Raw genomic sequence first — 13,993 nt, forward strand, 5'->3', positions numbered from 1 at the left:
AAAGCGTCAGACAGTGCAGTTTCCTGTGCAGGAAATACACTGCACAGGATGCTCAAATTTTTAAAAATTATCGAGAATAGAATTCAACAACATACTGAATATTTCCAACAGGCTGTATATCGGCAGGAGTCGGCAGCGTTGTTACCGTTGCAGAGAGATTTTCATCGTTAACGGAAAGCCACGAACCTTTTCCTCCTTGCACGGTGCTCAAGTTGTGCCGGATAAGGTTTTGAAAACCTTTCTTATCTTTGGTTGTGATAACATCGCCGACTTTAACCCGCATGGACGGGATATTTGCTGGTTTACCGTTCAGTAAGAAATACGCATGGGAAACCATCTGGCGCGCTTGCGCACGGCTTACTGCAAAGCCCATTCGATAAATGGTATTGTCTAACCGCTGCTCCATTAAAGAAAGCATATTATCGCCGGTAACGCCGGACATCTTCAATGCCTTTTGGAACAGATTGCTGAACTGACGTTCGGACATCCCATAAGCAAAGCGGAATTTCTGTTTTTCTTTTAACTGTTCACCGTAAACGGAGAGCTTTCCGCGTTGTTTAGCGCCGCGTTCCTTTCCGGGCGCATTCGGTTTTCTATCCAATAACTTACTGTACTTAGGATTTCCAAAAATATTTGATCCGAACCGGCGGACCAATTTACCTTTCGGCTGTCTCGTTGCCATTTTTCACCTCGTAAATCTAATAAGGACACCGCAGCGGTGTCATAATAGTCTCTTTTATTAGGGAACGATAAAAAAGAGCATGGAAAACACAGGAACCCGCAATAGGAATGCCCGATGTTTTCCGGATCATGCCCGCCGCACTTCATAGAGATGAGAGCCGCGTACGGCGAAACATAACAATACAACTTATCGCAAAACAACAAGTTTTGTCAAGCTAGCCGAAAATCTAATATAGAGCTAGCCGAAAATCTAAGAAAAACCTCTAAAAACTGAAGTTTTTAGAGGTTCCCACTTGCTTTGAAATTGTCTTTTCAGAAGGTCTTGACTTTATTTAAAATCTTCGATATAGTACGTCATCGTTACGAATGCGGCGGTGGTGGAATTGGTAGACACGTCAGCTTGAGGTGCTGATGCCGCGAGGTGTGCTGGTTCAAGTCCAGTTCGCCGCATAAAGGCTTCTTTTGAAATTCAAAAGAAGCCTTTTTTATTTTACCCAAATTTACGCAAGCGCACACTTATATATTGGTGCAGCCTCTTTAATTTTCCGAATTTTGCTGCGGAGCTGCCGTTTTCGTATCTTTTTGTGTAAAATGTATCGAAGCCCGGGCTGCCCCTCCCGAAAAGATAATACGGCGTTTTGCTTTCGCGCTGCCGTATTCGCCCGGACTCCCGGTAAGCGTATTACCTGCAATAGCGAGTGAACCTCCGTTCTGGACGTAATCGATATGATATTCGGTTTCTTCCGCAGGAAAGATAATATCGGCCGCTGCATCGGTTACGGTAAATGCGCAGGATCTGACAATCTGCGTTTTATTAAACGACAAAGTACCCCGTGCGAGGTTGATAACGGCATTTTTAAATACACAATCGCTGCCCGTTATTGCCCCCATATTCAACATGGCGAGAATATGCACTGCCTGTACTCCGTCGAGACGGATATCCGCACGGTTAACCCGTATACTGCAGTTTTCCAGCAGCATTTGTTTCGGTATAAAGACGTAAAGGGTACCTTGAGAAGGAGTCATTTGACGTATCCGCAATGTTTTTTGGGTTTCTATACAAGAAAGTTTTTTTCCTTCTGCAAGTTCAAACCGATATGCAATACGTTCTTCCTCAAAAGCTTCCGCAACCAGATGTACCTGAGACAGTTCAATATCAAGGCCGTCCGTCGCCGGGCGTGCATAGGTAAGATCTTGGCCGAACGCGGCAACTGCACATAATAACAATACAACTGCAAACGGGATATTTTTTTTCATCATAACGGTGCTGTATCATTCCTTAACAAGGCTACCGGCATTTTGTCTATCTTACTAAGCTGGCCAATAGTGAGTATCGGGATAATGGCGTTCGCCGAATACGGCCGTTCCGATGCGAAGCATTGTCGAACCTTCTTCAATTGCAATTTCCAAATCTCCCGACATTCCCATCGAAAGAACATCGGTAGAAATATTCGGAAGCTTCATTTCGGCAACCTGCTTTTGCACGTGTTTAAGGCAGCGGAAGCATGCGCGTACCTTATCTTCTTCTCCGGAAAACAACCCGATGGTCATAAATCCTCGAATATTAAGGTGAGGCAAGGCAGCTATTGCTTTTACCAAGTTTTCTGCATCCCCGGGCTTACAGCCGAATTTACTTTCTTCCGCCGAAGTATTCACCTGTACTAAAATTTCGATGCTGCGCCCTTCCTGCGCAAGCCGCTGTTCCAATTTCTGTGCCGTATCGAGATTATCAATTGATTGTATGCATTGCACATACCGGATAACCTCCTTAATCTTATTCGATTGTAAATGCCCGATAAAATGTGCCGTATGGGGAACTGCAGAAAGCGCTTCATATTTATCGTGCAGCTCCTGCACCTTGTTTTCGCCTATTAAGGTGCATCCGCAAGAAAAAGCCTGCAGAATCCGCTCCGGCTCAACGGTTTTTGTTGCAAGCAGCAGCTGAAGTTCTTTTGGGTCGCGCCCCGCCTTCTTACAAGCTGTATTAATCCGTTCCATAATATGCCGGATGTTTTCTTGAATAGTGTTTTCCATAAGAGTTTACCTAAAGCCCCTGATATTTTAAATTATATAACCCCTTCGGTATTTATGCAAGAATCGTATATGCTGCCGTTACGGATTAAAAAGCCCTTCCTCCGGAGTACGTACCCGTACGAGCGCCGTATAGGAATCTTTATTTTTTTCGACAAACTCTTCTGCCGGCACCTGTGTACCGTCTTCATATATATCAAGATGAAAGTCACCCAAACTGTCAAAATAAGGAAAAAATACGGCTATACGGTCATACAATCTCAGCTCGGTAGCGGAGGACACCGTGCTGATACATGCAAGATAAAAATGATCGGGTTCGGTAACAGCGAAATAATATAAAAGCGGCAAAAGGTATGCCGTTTGATACCCTGCATATTGCTGGTATCCCAAAAAAGCAGGCTGCTTTACTGCTCCGGTTTCCGCACCTGCAGAAACCGCCGGATCGGTAAGCGCAAAAGGGCAGCTGTTTACATCCAAACCGGAGGTATCGGGATACACCGTACGGTTCAGATTTAAACTTAAAGCGGCTGCACCGAGATTCCGTATCCAATCCAGCCCGAAAAAAACATTTTTTGTATCCAGATAAGGTCTGGTAAAATGAGTCTTAGGTACTTCGGTTGTCCGTTTTAAAGATTCAATAACAGTCCCCTGCCCCGCAACGGGACGGACAAGCCCATCGATAATCCACTTTGCAAACCCCGCCGAATCGACACCGCCGATTACTTCCGAACGGAGTTGGTCGATATTCATCGCAGATGTTATTTCCAGTTCGGTTTGCGGCTGCGAATTGCTGATATGCACCGGTTTCCCATTATGATCAAAGCAGCCGTCTTTCAGCGGCACCAACCGATACCTAAGGTTTTCTACTCTTTGAGCCATCACTTTAACGGTACTGTCATAACGAGGCGGATTAAATAAATCCCATGGGATGATTGCCTGAGTCAATTCTTTCAACCGTGAAAGCGAAATGGTGTAGAGCGTCTCAAACGGAACCCCTATTGCGATATCCTTGCGCACATACACATTAAAAAGACATATATCGATAAACGATTTACCGCTATAAGCCTTTTGAGGCGCAGGACGAAGCGAAACCGAAAGAGCGGGATTTTCACGGGGATATATTTTAATAAGCGAAGGAGCCCCCGTTTCAAGATTTCGGTATAGCATCCACGTACCTTGGGGAACAAGTTTATGTTCCGGCAGACTGTAATCGGTAAGTTCGGGAACTATAGAAATGATATACCCGTCTTTACGGTTTTCCGCATACGTTCCCGATACCGTAAAGGTATTTCCCTTTGAATCCGTATGCAGCTCCGATGCTTTTTTGATAACTTGTTCAATCGGAGCGGCAAACCATGAAGAAATAATAGTTCCTCGGACTTCGGAAGAATCGGGTATCTGATCAAAAGGATAGAGATGCACCGTTTGCGGATTTTCGCCTGCTACCGTTTCTACCGTAACAACGGCTTCCTTACCGCCGGGTTCCCTTTGCACAGTCTTTGAATTCGGCACGGACGAATCCGCCCCGAAAGCGGCTGCCATACTTATGCATACGAGAATACCGCCTATTAAGCAAGAAGGTATTCTAAAATAAACGCTTTTCATACCTTTATGGTATCGGCATTTTCTCATCATATCTTAAAACAACAGTATCCTATCGCTAAAAGTCCAATCAGGATGATAGATTGCATCAGTGCCCGTCAGTCTTCTAATTCGGGGATGCGGTCTTTCAGCTCGCGTAAAAACTGTTCGCCGCTTACGCCTTCTCTCAAACAAATAAATACGCAATTATCTCTGCCCGCAATAATACCGAGGACGGATTCAAACCCCATATTTTCGAGCGCCATCGAAATAAGTTCGGTATGTCCCGAATAGGTTTTGATAACCGCCATATTTCCCGAATAATCTATAGAAATATACCCGCGTAAAAAATCCTGAATGCCGGCCTGCTCGGTTTCATGAGGATGGTCTTCACTCGGAACCGTGTAAACATAATCACCTTTTCCGTTGGAGACCTTGCTGACCTTCAGCATCTTTAAATCGCGCGATAAGGTCGCCTGTGTCACGGAAAATCCTTCGCGATCCAAATAACCGAGCAGCATTTCCTGAGATTCAATCGGATATGATTTTATCAGTTTTCTGATTGTTTTTAATCTTGTCAGCCGCTGTTTCACTTATGCCACCTACGGAGTAATAGTGCATAAATATTCAAAAAAGTCAATAAAAATAAAAAAATATTCCAAAAATATGCATGATTTTGCATAAACCAAGAATGACAAACGCATCAGGCTCTTTTGAGAATATGCCCGCAGTGTAAGTGAGGCTGCTCAACCAGAATTGAACCTCTTCGCGGTTCAAATGGTCTCACAGCCTCACTTACACTGCGATTTTATCTATCCCGCCTGATGCACTTGCCTCTACCAGAAAAAATGTGCGAAATTTTTTTAAATTTCGCACAGAAGGCAGTCCTTACAGGATAAGCATGGCGTCGCCGTAAGAGAAGAAGCGGTATTTTTTTTCTATTGCATGGCGGTAGGCTGCAAAGATATTGTCGCGGCCTGCAAAGGCGGATACCAGCATAACCAAGCTCGATTGCGGGGTATGAAAGTTGGTAAGAAGCGCACCGGTAAGGCCGAACCGGAATCCCGGATAAATAAAAATATCGGTTGCATGCATCCCACGGCTCAGCTGCTGCGTATCGGATTTCCACGCGGATTCAAGCGTTCTGACGGAAGTGGTTCCCACTGCAAGGATGGTTTTTCCTGCTCTGTGCGCCTCTTCCACCGCCGCCGCCGTTTCATCCGAAATAAAGAATTTTTCTGAGTGCATCGTGTGCTCTTCGACAACCTCAGTCCGAACCGGCAAAAACGTACCGAGCCCGACATGCAGCGTTACGGCGGTACGCGCAATATGCCGTTTATCCAATTCCTGCAGAATAGGTTCCGTAAAATGAAGACCGGCGGTGGGTGCTGCGACCGAACCGGTGTTTTTTGCGTATACGGTTTGATACCGCTCGGCATCTTCATCCGTATCGCCGCGCTTGATATACGGCGGCAGCGGGATATGACCGTTGGCTTCCAGCCAACGGTCATCAATGCAGCGGTCGAATCGTATATATTTGCAATCGGTTTCCGCTGCATTGGGGGAAGGGGGTGGAATCAGCACGGCACGGGTGCCGTCGTCAAAGATGTACTCCTTCCCCTCCCGCTGCCGTTTGGCGCGCTTGACTATGGTTTTCCAGACAAAGCCTTCATCGAGCGGCTCAATCAGCAAAAACTCGGCTTCACCGCTTCCGGTACGGGCATACAAACGGGCATGGCGTACCTTTGTATTGTTAAACACCATTAAACAATCAGGCGGCAAAAAATCGGGTAAATCGGAGAACACGGCATCGGTTAAAGCCCCTGTCCGTCTATTTAATACAAGCAGCCGGTCATTTCCGCGTTCTGCTGAAGGATATTGTGCAATTAATTCTTTCGGTAGGTCAAAATCAAAATCTTTTGTAAACATAAGGCCTCAAAAACGAGAAGCACTATACCCGAAAAGGTTTCCCAGTGGCAAGACGAGGCAATAGGGAACTTCTAAAAACTGCAAGCCTATCGGCTTGTTCTGTAAAGAAATTCATTAAGTTATCCGCTTCGCGGACTGCGAATCAGTTTTTAGAAGTTCCCCTTAGATTTAACGTGATGCCATGCGTGCGCTTGCAATTTTTTATATCCATTGTTATAATTCCTTCACCATATTCTGGAGGAGCCTTATGAAAAAGATATGCCGTTTTTTTATTCTCTGTGTTGTACTGTTTGGAGCAGTGAGTGTGTTTCCCCTTGCTGCCGAATCAAAAGAAGCTGACGTATATTATGTTCACACTCAGCTTTTAAAAATATTCCCTCATCCTAAGGGATACTATGTAATCTATCGGCGGGCAGGTTTGGGTACCGGCGAGGCATTCATCCCGATGGAATGGTTCAGCCCGAAAGAAAATAAAGCGGATATTTCATTTATTAATAGCCGTGTTAATCCGTATCTGTCGTTCTTTATCCGCGACGGAAAATGCGAATATATTAGAATTTCAACTCCGAGTGATAGAGGCACTCAAGTATGGGGTATGCTGCCTTATCCTCAGCAATACAATGAAAAATTTGAAGGTGTAGAATCGCTCGCACTTGAGTTTTAATCCGTCTCAAAAGCAGGCAAAAGGGAGTCTCTAAGGGCGTTTTGTTTTTAGAGATTTCCATATTCTTAAAAGATAGGCCTGTGCTTTTCAGCTGCTTAAAATTACAAATGTCTGCTCCGAAATTTTATAAGTTCTGAAGTATCTTAAACACAATTACGCCGTACCGGGGTGAGGGTATTTATGGCTGATATTATTACACCTGCCGTTCCGCAGGAATTAATCGATTTTTTACATTCCTATCCGATGTTCCTCATTGCCGGTCATAAAGAACCGGACGGCGATTGTATCGGGAGCAGTATCGCGATGTCGCTTTTTTTACAACGGCTGGGGAAAAAGACCAAGATGCTTTCTGCAGGCCCCTTCCAACGCCCGGAAATAAAGACTTACGAACTGCTATTTTCCGCACAGGTTCCGAAAGAGCTTATGCAAAGTCCTGAAAAAACAGGCGTTATCATTGTTGACTGTTCGGGGATAGAGAGAACCGGCGATATTGCCGAACAGCTTACGAGTTTTTCTTCAATCTGCATCGATCATCACGCTACCAACACGACAAAAGAAGCAGGTTCGCTGGTATATGCGGATGCACCTTCAACAACATTTATTATTCAAACGATTATCGAAACGATGACCGGTTCCGTAACGCGGGAAGAAGCGGAGATGCTGTTCTTCGGGCTTTGCACCGACACCGGCTTTTTCCGCCATTTGGATGAGCGGAGCGGTGAAGTTTTTGCCCATACGGCGCGGCTGGTACAAGCAGGCGCTAATCCTAAATACACATTTGCAGCGATTAACGGCGGTAAATCTTTCGGTTCGCGGACGCTCATTTCCCGCGTATTAGCCCGGATGAAGCCGTATTATGGCGGAAAACTCATCGTTTCGTATGAAACATATCAGGACAAACGGGAAATCGGTATCGAAAACAGAGATTCCGATATGGCATATCAGCTGATTCAAAGTATTGCAGGCGTAAAGGCGATTTGTATTGTCCGACAGGATACGGAAACACACTGCAGCGTAGGCTTCCGCTCCCTCGATACCGTCGATGTCAGCATTATCGCATCTTCGTTCGGCGGCGGCGGACATAAGCAGGCTGCAGGTCTTTATATAGAAGGAATTGCCGAACAGCTGATCCCCAAGTTTGTCGCGGCGTTTGCTCCGCAGATGGAAAAAGAAGTATAGGCGTATATCGGAAAACAGGAGCTTTCATTCATAATTCATAATTATGAATTGATCCTCCCCATCATTCATCCAGCAGAGCCCGTGCTTCTGCCTGTAATGAGGGAAAAACCGCCCAATCAGCCCCTCCGTCCCGTACACCGGAACACAGAGGCTGACAAGCGGTTTTTGTTGCCCAGCACGCCGAAAGGGTGCTAGGCCGATAGAGCCCATCGATATGGGGTTATTTCCAGTCAAAGCCGGAGGCGGATGTGTCTCTTATCAATTCCTTAGAGAATTTTCCACCGGCGGCATCCGCTTTTTCTTCCAGCAACGTTTTTTCTAAGTCATATTCAAAGACTTTGTTATTGTTAGCTTCAACATGATTCGATGAAGAAATTCCGTCTGTGCCCCATGCACCGTCGGAAGCAATCACCAGTTTTTTCGGCTTAACGGCAATAAAGCGGTAAAAACCGTAGCCGATTTTGTTCGTATCATCAGCAGGTTTTGCTTTTGACTCTAAAGGCGGGTAGGGCATTGCCTGATCCGTACGACCGATTTTGTACAGCTCACCACTGTTTTTTAAGCTATCAAGCTGATACCCATTATCATCCTTCAACCCGTGTTCTTCCTTTGCTGTAATGGCATACAGGACATCGTCAACTATCTGCAAACCGTTAATTGACTTCTCAATCTTCTCATACGGAGAAGAGTCAGTCGGTTCCGCAGGTATGTCTTCCTGCCCCATCGACGTTCCGCCGGCAGAATTTCCATCCGTTTTCTTGTATTTTTCTACCGATAGAAAATATTTTGTCGGATTGAGGGAGGCATTATTCAGCCGTACGCCGGCGAATACCCCATCTTTGTTTGCGGCAAGCGCGGTAACAGTTTTGGTCTCATCCCCTACGCTGATGCTATAGCCTGCATCACGGTAAGCACTGTCAAAAGAAGATATCCACGAATAGCGGTGTATCTTGTGTGTACCATTGTCAGCGCAATACAAATAATTAGTTCCGTCGGAAACATCTACGGCAATGGCGCTGACAGTCTCTCCTGCCTGTAAATTTAAATTCGCATCTTGAATTATTGCCTTATCGTAATAATCTTCTTTTCCTTCTGCTGTTGCCGGCGGTTGCAAGTCAAACCGTCTGACTTTGTAATTATTCGAATTGTCTTTCCACAAGATATACAGATTGCCGTCTTGGTCATAGCAGAAAACATCGGTAGGATTTTCTGATGACGACGTTGAAGCCCAAAGTGCATCGGCATTATCAGGAGATGCGGTTGAACCGTCATCGCTTAGCCAATATTTCATGCCAACGACAGGGGATTTACCATTTTCCCACAGCAGCACCTTTGTATTGGGCTTTCTGTACTCATTGTAGATTTCGGACCATGACGCTTCGTCCGCACTTATGAAAGAAACAGTTTTATCTTTGCGGTTAAACGCCATAATGCGGTCTTTGTTACCGTTGATGCGGTAGTTTTCGTTTTTGTATTCGATATTTACGCCGTCGTCGGCAAAGTAGAGAGTGTCTCCGTCATAGCCGATAAAGCCTGCCGGATTAGACAAATATGCCGGATTATACACGAGAGCCCCGGTACCTGATGCGGCGGGATTCAGACCTCCGCTGTTCGGTACTGATGTATCTTCCGTCAGCGTCGAACCGTCATAGCTAAACCGTACCACCTGTCCAAGGGCATAAGGGGAGATGCCGGAATATGGATCTTGCTGGGTCAGCAGGGCGTATACCCCTTGCCCGTCTGCAAAAAGACCGGTACATGTTCTTTTATCCAAAGTGGCCAAAGCGGCTACGGGGCGGAGTGCGCGAAGCTCTGCGTCTGCAGAAGCCCCAGTGAATGCGAAAGAGTCTTTTGAAGCCGTCTCCATCTTATAGGCATAGAGCTTCTTTTGATTAGTTAAGTCTTGCACATCCATCGCGACAAAGAGCGTACCGTCAAACGCAGCAACGGAATCAATACTGCGGTTACCGGGAGAGCCGGGAGTAGTAACCGTTTGGGCAGCACTGAAAGCGGTATATCCCCCATCCGTCTTCTTTGCCATATATGCGGTAATCTTAGTATTCGCCCCGTCTTGCGTACGTTTCAGCAAAAAGACATCTCCCGTTTTAAAATCGACGGCAATATCGGTAACCGAGGTGTCAGGGAAGGTAAATTCCGATTTTGCAGTCCCGAATGTTGTATCTTTTGTGCCGTCAGCAGCAAAGCGTTCAAGATGCAGTTCACCGCCATAACCGCCTTTATACAGTAGATAGACAGCGCCGGTACTATCCCGCGCAGTCTTTTGATTGCGGATGTTTGATACAAGTTTTTTTACAGTACCGCCTGCTATTTTCAGGTTGAGTGTAACCGCATGGGTACCCTTGTTTGTTGACCACAATAAAGTCGGTATTTTTTCTGCATACTGAGCGGTATATTCTGCAAACCATGTTACATCGGCGGTAGAATCGTCAAAGGACAACGCTGTGGTATCGCGCTTGACCGCTGCAATACGGTTTTTGTTTCCGGCAGTATAAAAGCCCCCCATATAGGCATTTTCGTTTATTTCAGCGCCGTCGTCCGCAATGTAGAGATAGTCCTCATCATAGCCGATAAAGCAGACAGGATTAACAAAAGCATTTGCATCAAAGGCAAGAGACGGATCGCTTCCTCCTGCCTTGGAATGCAGCCCTATAGCTTGTTTTTTTGTAAGAGCGCCGTCACTATACGTATACTGAATAAGCGCCCCTACCATATACAGCTGACTGGCATCCGACTTCTGTTCCCGCAGCAGGCAGTATACGCCGCTTTCATCGGCAAACAGTCCGGTACACTCGGTATCCGCACTACCACCGGTAACCCCTGAAGCGGGACGGAGTTTATCCAACGGTTTGCTTGACACCTGCGAGTCAAATTTTAACAACTTAATATCGGCATGACCGGGAGCATCTTCAAATTCAAACTTACAAGCATATAAGTTCCCCCTATACACGGCAAACAATACACCGTTATATGCTGCAGCAGCGGTAACGCGCAATGTTGCAGCTACGTTCGGGTATGCAGTACCTCTAAAATACTCAAAAGAATGGTCTTTTTTCTCTTTAAAACAATAAACGTAGTTGTCTTTAAACAAAAAGATATAATTATCGTCTGCATCGATCGCTATAGTATCGATAGTACTTATAGTAACACCGGGCGGTAGCATAGGCATAATCTCACCAAATTTTGTTGCAAATTCGGTATCTTCATTTCCCTCTACATCGAAGCGGGTAAGATTCCTTGAACCGCCTTTGTCATAGAGCATATATATCCGTCCGATACCGTCACGGGCAATAACCGGCCGGTCTAAATAGTTGCCGCCGATTCCACTATTTTCAACAAGTAATTTCTCGTCTGGCAGCTTGCCTACCAGCTTGAGCGTAATTTTAGAATCATACAGATCATTTTTTACAACATAGGAAAGGATATTCCCAACGCTCTTAGGCACTTTGGAAAGCTTTACGGCAACGGTATTGGTTCCTGCCGTAACGGTGTGCTCTTTTGTACCGCGCCACTCGCCTGCCTCGGTTGTTACAACAACCTTTATGCTTATTTTCTTTCCGATATCAAGCGTCAGCGTAACCGATGTTGTTCCTTCCGCCAGTTGATTACCATCCTCGCCGGTAACGGTAATCTTAGTATTGGATTCATCAAATTGAGGCATTCCCTCGGCATTAACGGCACGGGTTGCCCCATTGTCGATGACAATCCTCACCTCGCCGGTACCTTTTCCGGCTGTCAAACCTTGGTTACAGGCCGTAAAGATAATGCATAGCGCTGCAAACAAAATACTTACGGAAATTAAACGCAGTTTTTTCATATTCTTTCCTCCTTCATAACTATAGGGCATCTCTAAAAACTTGGTTAGCCTTTAGAGGTTCCCTACAAACAAGAATTTCCAATCAATCCGCTATCTTTTTAGACAATCACACTTTACCCTTTTACTCCGATTTTTATTATACACTGTCTTTTACAAAAATACAAATAGGAACCTCGTAAAAACCGAAATTTCTATCAATTGCAAGAGCTTTTCCTTAACTTTATATGCCTATTTGTATCTGCTATTAGAGGAACCGTACCGGATAGATGATGCAATACGTTTTGTTGCATAAATGCCCCGTTTCAACTATACTTATACTATTATGATAGAAATGAAACGGACAGTTACCTGCGGTCAGCTGCAAAAAAGCGACGCCGGTAAAACAGTAGTATTAAACGGATGGGTACACCGCAAGCGCGACCACGGCGGTATCTCTTTTATAAACTTACGCGACCGCTACGGGCTTACGCAGGTGGTTGTCGATGACGATGCGAGCCCCGAACTGAAAGAAACCGCAGCCGGCTTAAAGATGGAATATTGTATTGCCGTTGAAGGTACGGTGCGGCTGCGCCCCGATTCGATGGTCAATACGGAAATGAGCACCGGTTATATCGAAGTAAAGGCGCAGCGCATCATGGTACTGTCAAAGAGCGCGGTGCTGCCCTTCCAGATTGACGAAAAAACCAACGCCAACGAAGACCTCCGGCTCAAGTACCGCTACCTCGACCTGCGCTCTCAAACCATGCAGGATCACCTGATACTGCGCTCGAAGGTTACGTTCGCCGTGCGGGAATACTTGACCGGTAAGAATTTCCTTGAAATTGAAACGCCCACTTTTATTAAATCCACGCCGGAGGGTGCGCGCGACTATCTCGTGCCGTCCCGCCTGTATCCCGGTAAGTTCTATGCGCTTCCGCAGTCCCCGCAGCTGTACAAGCAGATACTGATGGTCTCCGGTTTTGACCGCTACTTTCAGATTGCCCGCTGCTACCGCGATGAAGATGCGCGCGGCGACCGCCAGCCTGAGTTCACCCAGATCGATATCGAAATGAGCTTTGTTTCCCGCGATGATGTCCTCAACGTTACCGAAGATATGTTCCGCACGGTGTTCAAAAAGACCATCGGCGCGGATTTGGCGCAAAGCTTTCCGCGCATCAGCTATGACGACGCGATCGACCTCTACGGTACCGACAAGCCCGATATCCGCTTTGAAATGAAGCTGCAGGACGCCGCATGGATGGCGGAATGCACGGACTTTGCCGTGTTTAAAGATGCGCTCGCTGCCGGCGGTGCCGTTAAGGCGCTCACCGTAAAGGGACAGGCAGGCAGCTACAGCCGCAAAAAGATAGAAGAACTGGAAGCAACGGCAAAGATATACAAGGCGAAGGGGCTTGCATGGACAAAAGTTGCAGGCGGCGCCTTTGAAGGCGGTATTGCCAAATACTGCGCCGGAGCGGAAGCGGAAATATGCAAAAAATTGAACGCGCAAGACGGAGACCTACTCCTCTTTGTTGCCGATGCAAAGTATAAAACCGCCTGTACCGCACTCGGCGCCGTTAGAAGCAAGCTCGGTAAGGATTTAAACCTGCTCGATCCCAAGGTATTCGCCTTTTTGTGGGTTATCGACTTCCCGCTCTTTGAATGGAACGAGGATGAGCAAAAATGGGATCCCGCACACCACATGTTCTCCGCGCCGCAGGAACGCTACCTTGACACCTTGGAGCAAAACCCCGGCGAGGTAAAAGGCGACCTCTACGACCTCGTACTGAACGGATACGAAGTTGCATCCGGCTCAATCAGAATCCACAATCCGGAGCTGCAAAAACGGATATTCAGTATCGTCGGCTTTAACCCCGCCGATGCGGAAAAGAAGTTCGGCTTTTTAACGGAGGCCTTCAAATACGGTGCACCGCCCCACGGAGGCATCGCTCCCGGTCTTGACCGCATCGTGATGCTGATGGCAGGCGAAACCTCGATTAAAGAAGTCATCGCCTTCCCCAAAAACACCTTCGCTGTCAGCCCTATGGACGAAAGCCCCAGCGAAGTCGACGAAAAGCAGCTCGCCGAACTGCACTTGAGCATCCGGGAATAAC

General features: G+C 46.5%; 10 protein-coding genes and 1 tRNA gene. 4 read left to right on the forward strand and 7 right to left on the reverse strand.

Annotated elements, in window-relative coordinates:
- Nucleotides 1-67: 67 nt before the first annotated feature.
- Complete coding sequence (gene rpsD, locus HMPREF1222_RS02900) at nucleotides 68-682, reverse strand: 30S ribosomal protein S4 (RefSeq protein WP_006189255.1); 615 nt, start codon at nucleotides 680-682, stop codon at nucleotides 68-70.
- Nucleotides 683-1,049: 367 nt separating this feature from the next.
- Here rpsD and HMPREF1222_RS02905 point away from each other — a divergent pair.
- A tRNA-Leu gene (locus tag HMPREF1222_RS02905) sits at nucleotides 1,050-1,131 on the forward strand.
- A gap of 87 nt (nucleotides 1,132-1,218) precedes the next feature.
- Here HMPREF1222_RS02905 and HMPREF1222_RS02910 read toward each other — a convergent pair.
- The 5 genes from HMPREF1222_RS02910 to queA all read right to left on the reverse strand — a co-directional run bounded on the left by HMPREF1222_RS02910 (nucleotide 1,219) and on the right by queA (nucleotide 6,222).
- Nucleotides 1,219-1,941 carry a hypothetical protein gene (locus HMPREF1222_RS02910; RefSeq protein WP_006189253.1) on the reverse strand — a complete coding sequence of 241 codons (723 nt, stop codon included), beginning with the start codon at nucleotides 1,939-1,941 and terminating at the stop codon, nucleotides 1,219-1,221.
- Between the two features lie 51 nt (nucleotides 1,942-1,992).
- On the reverse strand, nucleotides 1,993-2,715 hold the full coding sequence (locus HMPREF1222_RS02915; RefSeq protein ID WP_016518140.1) for a YggS family pyridoxal phosphate-dependent enzyme: 723 nt from the start codon (nucleotides 2,713-2,715) through the stop codon (nucleotides 1,993-1,995).
- 78 nt (nucleotides 2,716-2,793) lie between these two features.
- On the reverse strand, nucleotides 2,794-4,254 hold the full coding sequence (locus HMPREF1222_RS02920) for a hypothetical protein (RefSeq protein ID WP_244870104.1): 1,461 nt from the start codon (nucleotides 4,252-4,254) through the stop codon (nucleotides 2,794-2,796).
- Nucleotides 4,255-4,412: 158 nt separating this feature from the next.
- A complete protein-coding gene (locus HMPREF1222_RS02925) occupies nucleotides 4,413-4,886 on the reverse strand; it encodes an arginine repressor (protein WP_006189250.1) in 474 nt (157 codons plus the stop codon).
- A gap of 295 nt (nucleotides 4,887-5,181) precedes the next feature.
- The gene (gene queA / locus HMPREF1222_RS02930; protein ID WP_016518142.1) at nucleotides 5,182-6,222 is read right to left on the reverse strand and encodes a tRNA preQ1(34) S-adenosylmethionine ribosyltransferase-isomerase QueA; all 1,041 of its coding nucleotides are present in this window, start codon (nucleotides 6,220-6,222) and stop codon (nucleotides 5,182-5,184) included.
- Between the two features lie 247 nt (nucleotides 6,223-6,469).
- Here queA and HMPREF1222_RS02935 point away from each other — a divergent pair, with 247 nt between their 5' ends.
- Together HMPREF1222_RS02935 and HMPREF1222_RS02940 are read left to right on the forward strand one after the other, a co-directional pair.
- The gene (locus tag HMPREF1222_RS02935) at nucleotides 6,470-6,886 is read left to right on the forward strand and encodes a hypothetical protein (protein ID WP_006189247.1); all 417 of its coding nucleotides are present in this window, start codon (nucleotides 6,470-6,472) and stop codon (nucleotides 6,884-6,886) included.
- Between the two features lie 180 nt (nucleotides 6,887-7,066).
- On the forward strand, nucleotides 7,067-8,065 hold the full coding sequence (locus HMPREF1222_RS02940; RefSeq protein WP_016518143.1) for a DHH family phosphoesterase: 999 nt from the start codon (nucleotides 7,067-7,069) through the stop codon (nucleotides 8,063-8,065).
- Between the two features lie 220 nt (nucleotides 8,066-8,285).
- Here the strand turns inward: HMPREF1222_RS02940 and HMPREF1222_RS02950 are convergent, their stop codons facing one another.
- A complete protein-coding gene (locus HMPREF1222_RS02950) occupies nucleotides 8,286-11,900 on the reverse strand; it encodes a hypothetical protein (protein WP_016518144.1) in 3,615 nt (1,204 codons plus the stop codon).
- A 331-nt stretch (nucleotides 11,901-12,231) separates the two neighbouring features.
- Between HMPREF1222_RS02950 and aspS the strand changes: the two genes are divergently transcribed.
- Nucleotides 12,232-13,992: an aspartate--tRNA ligase gene (gene aspS, locus HMPREF1222_RS02955; protein WP_196799913.1), complete on the forward strand. Its 1,761-nt coding sequence runs from the start codon at nucleotides 12,232-12,234 to the stop codon at nucleotides 13,990-13,992.
- The last annotated feature ends 1 nt before the right edge of the window (nucleotide 13,993 follow it).

The organism is Treponema vincentii F0403, assembly GCF_000412995.1.
Lineage (GTDB): Bacteria > Spirochaetota > Spirochaetia > Treponematales > Treponemataceae > Treponema > Treponema vincentii.

Bases quoted from the DNA above. Each gene is read 5' to 3' on its own strand.
- HMPREF1222_RS02915 (WP_016518140.1), bottom strand. From the start codon at position 2,715: ATGGAAAACACTATTCAAGAAAACATCCGGCATATTATGGAACGGATT.
- HMPREF1222_RS02910 (WP_006189253.1), bottom strand. From the start codon at position 1,941: ATGATGAAAAAAAATATCCCGTTTGCAGTTGTATTGTTATTATGTGCA.
- HMPREF1222_RS02935 (WP_006189247.1), top strand. From the start codon at position 6,470: ATGAAAAAGATATGCCGTTTTTTTATTCTCTGTGTTGTACTGTTTGGA.
- queA (WP_016518142.1), bottom strand. From the start codon at position 6,222: ATGTTTACAAAAGATTTTGATTTTGACCTACCGAAAGAATTAATTGCA.
- HMPREF1222_RS02920 (WP_244870104.1), bottom strand. From the start codon at position 4,254: ATGGCAGCCGCTTTCGGGGCGGATTCGTCCGTGCCGAATTCAAAGACT.
- HMPREF1222_RS02950 (WP_016518144.1), bottom strand. From the start codon at position 11,900: ATGAAAAAACTGCGTTTAATTTCCGTAAGTATTTTGTTTGCAGCGCTA.
- aspS (WP_196799913.1), top strand. From the start codon at position 12,232: ATGAAACGGACAGTTACCTGCGGTCAGCTGCAAAAAAGCGACGCCGGT.
- HMPREF1222_RS02940 (WP_016518143.1), top strand. From the start codon at position 7,067: ATGGCTGATATTATTACACCTGCCGTTCCGCAGGAATTAATCGATTTT.
- rpsD (WP_006189255.1), bottom strand. From the start codon at position 682: ATGGCAACGAGACAGCCGAAAGGTAAATTGGTCCGCCGGTTCGGATCA.